This window comes from Clostridioides sp. ZZV14-6153, from assembly GCF_020657855.1.
Lineage (GTDB): Bacteria > Bacillota > Clostridia > Peptostreptococcales > Peptostreptococcaceae > Clostridioides.
Genome location: NZ_JAGWCZ010000007.1, coordinates 197384 through 206449, shown reverse-complemented (window position 1 = coordinate 206449; position 9066 = coordinate 197384). Strand labels below are relative to the sequence as shown.

At 28.7% G+C, this 9066-nt stretch carries 8 protein-coding genes, 1 pseudogene and 1 other annotated feature (1 of these 10 running past the window's edge); of the genes and pseudogenes, 7 read left to right on the top strand and 2 right to left on the bottom strand.

All coding sequences use genetic code 11. The features are described from left to right. On the top strand, window positions 1-494 hold a 494-nt coding region (locus tag KGF46_RS11190; protein WP_227861980.1), incomplete at its 5' end, for a transposase. Window positions 495-584: 90 nt separating this feature from the next. After that, a pseudogene (locus tag KGF46_RS11185) lies at window positions 585-1082 on the top strand (GNAT family N-acetyltransferase); the annotation flags it as partial. Between the two features lie 376 nt (window positions 1083-1458). Here the strand turns inward: KGF46_RS11185 and KGF46_RS11180 are convergent. Continuing rightward, window positions 1459-2277: a MerR family transcriptional regulator gene (locus KGF46_RS11180; protein ID WP_227829442.1), complete on the bottom strand. Its 819-nt coding sequence runs from the start codon at window positions 2275-2277 to the stop codon at window positions 1459-1461. 162 nt (window positions 2278-2439) lie between these two features. Here KGF46_RS11180 and KGF46_RS11175 point away from each other — a divergent pair, with 162 nt between their 5' ends. Both KGF46_RS11175 and KGF46_RS11170 read left to right on the top strand, forming a co-directional pair. Then, window positions 2440-3024 (top strand): TetR/AcrR family transcriptional regulator, encoded by a 585-nt coding sequence (locus KGF46_RS11175; protein WP_227856674.1) that lies wholly within the window; start codon window positions 2440-2442, stop codon window positions 3022-3024. After that, window positions 3021-3218 (top strand): hypothetical protein, encoded by a 198-nt coding sequence (locus KGF46_RS11170; RefSeq protein WP_227829444.1) that lies wholly within the window; start codon window positions 3021-3023, stop codon window positions 3216-3218. Before KGF46_RS11175 ends, KGF46_RS11170 begins: the two co-directional genes overlap by 4 nt. Before the next feature lie 81 nt (window positions 3219-3299). On the opposite strand, the gene KGF46_RS11165 is transcribed toward KGF46_RS11170, so the two are convergent. Next, window positions 3300-5042: a peptidase M3 gene (locus KGF46_RS11165; protein ID WP_227842772.1), complete on the bottom strand. Its 1743-nt coding sequence runs from the start codon at window positions 5040-5042 to the stop codon at window positions 3300-3302. A 427-nt stretch (window positions 5043-5469) separates the two neighbouring features. Between KGF46_RS11165 and KGF46_RS11160 the strand changes: the two genes are divergently transcribed. The 3 genes from KGF46_RS11160 to KGF46_RS11150 all read left to right on the top strand — a co-directional run bounded on the left by KGF46_RS11160 (window position 5470) and on the right by KGF46_RS11150 (window position 8748). Beyond that, on the top strand, window positions 5470-6846 hold the full coding sequence (locus KGF46_RS11160; RefSeq protein WP_227829446.1) for a TrkH family potassium uptake protein: 1377 nt from the start codon (window positions 5470-5472) through the stop codon (window positions 6844-6846). Between the two features lie 233 nt (window positions 6847-7079). Further along, complete coding sequence (locus KGF46_RS11155; RefSeq protein WP_227829447.1) at window positions 7080-7751, top strand: potassium channel family protein; 672 nt, start codon at window positions 7080-7082, stop codon at window positions 7749-7751. A 199-nt stretch (window positions 7752-7950) separates the two neighbouring features. Beyond that, window positions 7951-8748 carry a TrmH family RNA methyltransferase gene (locus KGF46_RS11150; RefSeq protein WP_227861979.1) on the top strand — a complete coding sequence of 266 codons (798 nt, stop codon included), beginning with the start codon at window positions 7951-7953 and terminating at the stop codon, window positions 8746-8748. 186 nt (window positions 8749-8934) lie between these two features. Then, window positions 8935-9066, top strand: a binding site (T-box leader) (it continues 103 nt past the right edge of the window).

The following is a 9066-nucleotide window of genomic DNA, read 5'->3' as shown; positions in this document are numbered from 1 at the left end:
TGGAACAAAGAAGATTATCAAAGATGAAGAAGTTCAGTAATAATTGGAATAAGCAAAGAATTAAAGTAGCTAAGATACATGAAAGAATAACTAATCAAAGAAGAGATTACCTACATCAAATATCAACTAAGCTAATTAGAGAAAACCAAATAATTTGTTTAGAAGATTTGAAAGTGAGTAATATGATTAAGAATCATAAATTAGCAGGTGCAATAAGTGAAGTTAGTTGGTATGAATTTAGAAGGTTACTTGAGTATAAAGCTACTTGGTATGGGAGATTAATTTCTGTAATAGGAAATACATATCCATCAAGTCAGTTATGTAGTGTATGTGCTCATAGAAATAAAGATGTAAAAAACTTATCACTTAGAAAGTGGGTTTGTTCAGAGTGCCATACACAGCATGACAGAGATATAAATGCCAGCATAAATATACTAAAAGAAGGATTAAGATTAGTGGGGATGGAACAGCCCTTAGAGCCTATGAATGCTTAGTGCAAAAGTGCTATCGAATAGGAATATCCACCTTCAAACATTACCGAAGGTAATTAAGGTGGAGTAGTTCAAGCTGAAGATTCTGATAGAAAACTAATATATGATATGGCATTTGAGGAAGATGAGATATGGAAGTCAATGTTTGATAATAAAGAGGATTTTGACTGGTCTGACATTCATGATGAAGAATCTTACTTTTTTAGTAGTACTCCTGGTCTTAATAAATACTTGCTTATAGAATATGATAATCAAATTGTGGGGACCATTTCTCATGCATACAATGATGGGAAGATACCTAATATGGAGCTAGATATGTGGTTGCGTTCAATGAAATATACTGGTAAGGGGATTGGTTCAAAAGCTATGAAGTTGTTAATTGACAGCTTGACTAGAGACTATGAGATAGGCACATTTATTATTCGACCATGGATTAAAAATCCTCGTGCTATAAAGGCCTATGAAAAATGTGGTTTTGTGGTAAGTGATTGTTTTAATCCTAAAGATTATTATGGGAAACATTTCGGTAAATGGGGTCAAGGTAATTATCCAGAAGGTGAGAATGTGAATATGGTACTTTCAATAGAGTAGTTAACAATGCTATGAAAAAATACACTTTTGCTATTAGTAGTTCGATGTTTGGAAAATAAGATATTAGAATAAAAATAAATATTATTCGCTAGTTTGTAAGTTTAACAAAGGATATTTATACTCAGTGAAGAAATAAAATGTGAGGTCTAACAAGTTCCTATTAGTTAGGAAGCTTGTCAGACATTCTAGCAAAGTTTGAAAAAACGAAAGAATCTAAAGCCGATTGTAATTGATGGTTATAGCAATTTCTTAGTCATTAATTGGGATGTTTATTCAAAAGTAGTACTTAAAGTATGAATCTATGTTTAAAAGACTTATAAAGAAGTACAACAAGAGCTAGAATACAAATATTACATAAATAAAACATCATTGAAACTTATTTTTTTCTAACTGGAAAGCATACTTCTGTTACCCAATTATCAGAATTACTGTCTTGACCAGGTCCTATATGATAAATATTAAACATAGGGCCATCTACATCATAGTTATTGTCAGATATCCAATTACCAATAGCCTCACAAGCATCTGTAAGTTGATTGAAGTTTCCTTTTACAATAGCAGTTGCAGCAGTTACACTTGGAACAGTTCTAAACTTAACATTTTCAGTATCTTTATAATTTCCAGATACAGCAAGTTGTATCTCAACATCAACATAATTTTCTTTATACCCAACATCATAAAAGACTGCTTTAGAATAGTTAGGAACATCAACTTGTACATTATGCCCTTTTGTTTCTGAGCATAATTGATGCCATAGCATTCCTTCATCTTGATAAGTAGGTATAGTTCTTCTTAAAGTCATCATATATTTTGGAGCAAAGTCTTTTATAGTTACATCATAATTTTTCATAATATCAATCCTTTCAATTCTCTCAATAGTAGTTTCTATTTTTAATAGTTTTTTTTGCGTGTCTTCTAGATGTTCTCTTACTTGAGAATGGTGGATATTTAAATACCTTATCAAGCTTTCTCTATCATTGTATTCCGTCAAAATTTCTTTGATAGAAGATAAGCTAAATCCCATATCTTTTAAGGCATGGATTCTATTTGTAGTGGAAAGTTGATTTGCACTGTAGTATCTATAACCATTAATTTTATTTATATGAGTTGGTATTAAAAGTCCAATTTCATCATAGTGACGTAGCATGCGAATACTAATTTTACTAAGTTTTGAAAAATCGCCTATCTTAAACATATTTATATCTCCTTTATAAAGGTATTATTTTTGAGCTCAATCTCAATATAAACCATATCATAGTGGTAGAGTCAACTAAAAATTATATATTGACATATAATAAAAAAACCATTATACTGAACGTGTTCAGAACAAAAAATGTAAATGTTTTGGAGGTATGTTATGATAAATAAAGAAAAAGATAAAGATGCGAGAGAGCGTATAATTGAAATTACATTAAGGATTTTAGAAGAAGTAGAGGATGTTGATAAGATTACAGTTCGTCAAATTGCTGAACGTGCAGGGGTTGGAGTTGGATTAATAAATTATCATTTTAAGACTAAAGATAATTTATTGAGTATAGCAATAGGAGATACAATGTCAAATATAATAACAGAGTTATCGTATGATAGTGTATATACTCTAGATTCTGTTGAGAACTTAAAGGATTTATTGAAGAGACTGTGTGATATTGGTATACATTATGATAAGGTACTACCTTTTATATTGAATCAATGTATAATCAATGGAAATATGCAGGCACAACTTGCTATCATTCCTATACTTCGTAATATATTTGGGGACGAAAAAGACGAAATGAGTTTAAGAACTATTGCCTTACAAATTATTTTACCTATACAAATGGTGGCTTTATCACCAGAATCATTTCAATTATATAGTGGTACAAATATAAAAGTTAAACATCAGAGAGATAATTTTATTGATATTTTAATAGAAAATATTATCAAAGGGGATGATGTAAAATGAAACTTATAACTATTGGTGCAAGTATTATTACTGCTTTATTTTTTATTTCAACTATGATTTGTGGTTTTTGGATTAGAAATAACAAGGTAACAGATACAAGTTCTATTAAATTTCACATGAATAGTGCTATTTTTACAGGTGTGTTTTTATTGATTACTATAATTCTTTTAATTATGTACATAAAAAAATATTAATCTAACGGGGCAAATATACAAAACGTCAGAAGTAATAAAAGCAAAGGCTTATAAAATTTCTGACGTTTTTATTATTAAATGTTAAGAAGCATTTTCTAATTCAAGAGGGTTCTCTAGACCAAAATAATCGTATAAAGCTGAGCTTATTTCCTCCAAGTTTCCGCTTTCAAAAGGAGATTGTAGATTAACTTTTTCTACTACATCTTTAAATCCTGCATCTGTATTTTGATTTAAAAAATCCATGTATACATCAACAGCTTTTCTATAGTCATCCTGTGATAACTCCCATATTTGAAGAGATACATCAGATGCAAGGCCATAACTTAAATAGTAAAAAGGAACTTGGAAGTTATGAGATACAAGTATCCAAAATGGAGCATTTTTGTCTTTAAGTATCTTATTAGATACTCCATATTCTTCTTCTAAGTCAAAAAATAGTTTATTGATATCATTTAAGCTCATATATGGGTTTTTATATATAATTTCTTGAAACTCATCGTAAAGACAAGCATCAATAATAGTATTTAAAACAATCGATAAGTGTTCCTTTTTTATGGCTTCAGATTGTTTCCCAAAGAATTCATCAAAATACTTGTAAAATAAAATTTCTAAAGATGTAGAATGAACTTCGCATATATCAATACTTGGCTGTATCGTATTATTTAAGTTAATACTGTTGTAGTAATTATAAAAATGACCAAACTCATGGGCAAAGCTAGTAACACCTAAAAAAGAATTGTCCCATGTATTAAATAAAAAGGGTGCTTTGTACTTGTTTATATAAGTAGTATAACCTCCAGGTGATTTGTTCTTTCCAGAAGAATAATCGTATAAGTCATATTTTTTCATGTAATTAAAACACTCTTTTAATTTTGGAGATATATCTTCAAGTACTTTATCAAATTTTCTAAATGAACGATTCTTATATGCCTTAATATAAATAGAAGAGTCAGAAGGTTGTGATGTAACTTTCATATATAATGGAACTATATACTCTTTTACCTCACTTCTAAATTTTCTTGCATCCTCTTGGGAGTAATCTTTATTTAAATTTAAATAAGCATAATCGGTATAATTCTTAAAACCTAGTTTAGTTGCTATCTCAGTTCTCGTCTGCACAAGCTCTAAAAAAATATTACCAAATATAGGGTTGTATTTTTTTAAGTAATCTGAATAAATTTTTACATATTCTTCATAACTAAGATTGGGTTTTGACATAGCTTCTTCAAAATCTATTTCCATTCCATCTACTGATACAGTAGACTTAGATAATAAGTCTTCATATCTAACAACTAAGTCTTGCTCTTTTTTAAGTAGGTTTTCGACTTCTTCTGAATTAAGCTTTCCAATGTTTTTTAAATAATTAAATCCATCTTTTCCAATTTCTTTTTTTAGTTCTTTAGAAAACTTAGAATTTACAAATGTATCCTGAAAATCTTTGTATGCCATGTCAACATCCACAGATTTACTCATAAGGTACTTGTATTCCTTAGAGTAAAATTCATCTGATGAATCTATATTGTTTCTAAGTTTTGCTATAGTAAGTGTACTATAGAAGTCTTGGTAAATCTTATCGACATTATTAAATACGTTCAATTGCTCTTTGGCATTTTTACATGTTAAAAGTTTGTCGTTATATGTGTTAATATTTTCGCATACTGACTTTATATCAGGACGCTTATATTCCATTTTTTCAAAAGGAATAGTTCCTCTAACTGAATCTTTTTTTGAATCATTAGTATAATTTTTTATGTATAATGCAAATATAATAAAAATTACAATTAAAATTAGAGAAATAAATAATCTTTTCTTGGATTTAATCATAGAAATCCTCCAATCATGGATATAGTTATTAGTTATTTTACTATATTAAATATAAAAAATGCATATTAAGAAAATTTAATACAAAAATATGGACAAGATTATAAATAATATAAAAACTTAACTTCAAAAAAGTATATGAAAATTGTATTGGTAAAATGATAAATAAATTTTAAGTACAAAATGCGAAAAACTATTCTAATATTATACTTATTATATGCAAAAAATATAGGAATTTTTGATGTAATTGAAATTAAAAGACATATATAAAAATTTGCAATATTCCAAACAAAAATTATAAAAATTCATATCATTGTCTTTATACAATATTTATACTATAATAGAATAATAATTTAGAGGAAAGCTCTAAAAATAAACAAATTAAAGGTCTTAACAGTAATGATTTTATGTTAAGGAGGTATAAAGAAAGTTGAAAACAATAGTTAGAAGACTTATTCTCTACGCAGATGGAATGCGACCTACTCAAATAATGGTATCTGGGTTTGCAGCAATTATTTTAATTGGAGCCATATTGTTAACACTCCCGATATCGTCACAGAGTAGAGAGAGTATAGGCTTATTAAATGCTCTATTTACAGCTACTTCAGCGGTTTGTGTTACTGGTCTCGTTATGGTAGATACAGCAACTTATTGGAGTTTATTTGGACAGATAGTAATAATAACATTGATACAAATTGGTGGTCTTGGATTTATGACCGTAGCTACAATGTTTTCACTTATGGCACGAAAAAAAATACAACTAAGAGAAAGATTATTGATACAAGAATCATTAAACCAAGCAGATTTATCAGGGCTAGTAAGACTTACAAGATTTGTATTAATAATAACTATAACAATAGAGGGAATAGGTGCACTAGTTTTATCAACTGTCTTTATTCCACAATTTGGTTTATCTAGAGGAATATGGTATAGCATATTTCATGCAATATCAGCGTTTTGTAATGCCGGATTTGACTTAATGGGTAGTGTAAGTGGGCCATTTACATCGCTAAATTCTTATGTAAACAATGTTACAGTATCAATGACTATTTGCGCACTTATAGTGTTAGGTGGATTAGGATTTCCAGTTGTCCTTGATATTGTAAGAAAAAAAAGATTTTCAAAATTAAATGTGCATTCTAAAGTTGTTTTATTTTCAACTGTAATACTTATTTTAGTAGGTGCAATATTTATTTTTCTTATAGAGTTTAACCAAAAGGCCACTATGGCAGAATTACCTGTAAAAGGGAAAATATTATCAGCGATATTTCAATCAGTAACAGCAAGAACGGCTGGTTTTAATACACTTGATTTAGCTACTTTACGAGAAAGTAGTATATTTATAATGATAATTTTGATGTTTATTGGAGCATCACCTGCATCTACTGGTGGAGGTATCAAAACAACAACATTAGCAGTATTAATAATTACAGTTAGAAGTTTTTTATCAGGAAAATCTGATATAGAAGCTTTTGAGAGAAGACTAGCTCCAGCAACTATAAAAAAATCTCTAGGGATATTTGTAATTAGTATATCCGCAGTTATTTTTGGAACTTTGATTATTTCAATAACTCAACCTAAGTTTACGCTAGTTCAATCAGCATTTGAGGTTACTTCAGCACTAGCTACAGTTGGTTCAAGTTTAGCTGGAAGTTCAAACCTAAATGCTTTAGGTAAGGTTATAATAATAATCTTTATGTTTATGGGGAGAGTTGGTTCTCTTACTTTATTTATGGCTATACTTTCTGGAGGGAAAAGAAAGAGTCAGCCAGTTAGATACGCAGAAGGGAAGATTATGGTTGGATAGAGTACCATTTATGAGATAAATTGATTAATAATGATATATAATATAGGAAAATAAACTTAGATGTGATTAATTAAATAAATTAACTAATGATAGTAATAATCTAGGAAATAAATTTAGATATGATTAATCAAATAAAACAAAAATATTAAATATAAAAATTAAATTAATTTATCTATATAAAAGTTAATTTAATAGATATTATACAAATTGTGTGTTAGGGAGGAAGTTTCGAGATGAAGCAATATATAGTCATTGGGTGTGGGAGATTTGGAAGTTCAGTTGCATCTACTATGCATCTTTTAGGACATCAAGTAATGGCAATAGATAAAAATGAAGATTCAGTTCAAAGTATATCTGATAAAGTAACGCATTCACTTATAGTGGATGTTACTGAGGAACAAGCATTAAGATCATTGGGTCTAGGTAACTTTGATGTAGCAGTAGTTGCAATAGGTTCTGATATAAGAGCATCTATAATGGCGACTCTTATAGCCAAAGAAATGGGCGTAGAGTTGATAATATGTAAGGCAAAAGATGAATTACAAGCCAAAGTTCTTTATAAGATTGGTGCAGATAGAGTTGTATTCCCAGAAAGAGATATGGGAGTAAGAGTTGCACATAATTTAGTTTCTGACAATATATTAGACCATATTGAACTTGACCCAGAATATTCAATTGTTGAAATCGTAACTCCAAATGATTGGGTTGGTAAAACACTTGTAGAACTTGAGCTTAGAGCTAGATATGAGATAACTGTGCTTGCCATCAAGACTGGTAAAAATATAAATGTGACACCTTCTCCTGATGAGGAACTTACAGCTGGAAGTATATTGGTTATAATTGGTCAAAATACTAGTATAACAGCTATTACATCTGGAAATAAGGGTATAATTAGAAGAAGATAGTTTATTATTTAAGATATATTTGATTGCAATGAAAGTAGATAGTATCATATAATTATGAATAGTTATATGATACTATTTTTATTTTAATTGAGAATAGAGTTTCAATCGAGAATAGAGTTTTAATCGAAATCAAGATTTTAAAAGTAGGATAAAGAATGATAAGGAGGTTGTGCTAATATTAAGTTAGCATTTAGATAAAATGATTACAACTATAAGCAGTAAGGATAATGAAAAATTAAAATATACTAAAGCACTGTTAAAGTCAAAAAATAGAATAAAAGAGTCAAAGTTCATGATAGAAGGGTACAGAATAGTAGTGCTTGCACTTGAATGTAATGCAAATCTTGATTATGTATTTATCAATGAGGATTTTGAAAATAAAAAGGAACACGTGGAACTATTAGAAAACTTAGATAAAAAAAACACAAATGTATATAAGACTACTAATAAAAATTTTAAAGAACTTGTAGACACAGAAAATACTCAAGGTATAATAGGTGTAGTTTCATTTAAGGAAAAAAATTTAAATGAAAGTATAAATGAAAAAGATAAGTTTGTATTGATTTTAGACAGAATACAAGACCCAGGAAATATGGGGACCATAATAAGGACTGCTGACTCTGCTGGAGTAGATGCAATAATAGCACTAAAGGGATGTGTCGATATATACAATCCAAAGGTAATTAGGTCAACTATGGGTTCTATTTTTGATATGAATATAATTAATGCCCTACAAGATGAGACTGCAGATGTACTTAAATCACAAGGGTTTAATATAGTTTCAAGTTATTTAAATACAGATAATTTTTATGACAAAATAGACTATGGCTCAAAAGTAGCTTTGGTGATAGGAAACGAAGCAAATGGAATAAATGAAGAGCTTGTATCAAAATCTGATATTTTGGTTAAAATACCTATATATGGCAAAGCTGAGTCGTTAAATGCCGCAATAAGCTCTGCTATACTGATGTATGAAATAAAAAAATACTTAATTTAATGTATTGTAATAAATATAATGTCGTGTTATAATTTTGAATTAAATAGTAGAGTGTCAAAAATAGTCAATATATTTTAAAAATGATTGATAAAAATATTATGTGATTGTACTTTAAAATAGTCACAATAAGATAATCACAAAATGTAGATATAAATGATATAATACTAAAATAAACAATATAATATTGTAAATGCAATGAAAGAGGAAAGTATTTTGATTAAACTTAGTAAAGAGATAAACACCGAGGCTGGGAGTGTTTTCTAAGAGGTCAGGAGAAGTTCCCTCTGGAGTAACAAAGCTGAAATTTGATAGTAGGCT

What these genes read in the sequence shown, in the direction of transcription:
- KGF46_RS11170 (WP_227829444.1), top strand. Translation starts at nt 3,021, where the DNA reads ATGAAACTTATAACTATTGGTGCAAGTATTATTACTGCTTTATTTTTT.
- KGF46_RS11180 (WP_227829442.1), bottom strand. Translation starts at nt 2,277, where the DNA reads ATGTTTAAGATAGGCGATTTTTCAAAACTTAGTAAAATTAGTATTCGC.
- KGF46_RS11165 (WP_227842772.1), bottom strand. Translation starts at nt 5,042, where the DNA reads ATGATTAAATCCAAGAAAAGATTATTTATTTCTCTAATTTTAATTGTA.
- KGF46_RS11155 (WP_227829447.1), top strand. Translation starts at nt 7,080, where the DNA reads ATGAAGCAATATATAGTCATTGGGTGTGGGAGATTTGGAAGTTCAGTT.
- KGF46_RS11175 (WP_227856674.1), top strand. Translation starts at nt 2,440, where the DNA reads ATGATAAATAAAGAAAAAGATAAAGATGCGAGAGAGCGTATAATTGAA.
- KGF46_RS11150 (WP_227861979.1), top strand. Translation starts at nt 7,951, where the DNA reads ATGATTACAACTATAAGCAGTAAGGATAATGAAAAATTAAAATATACT.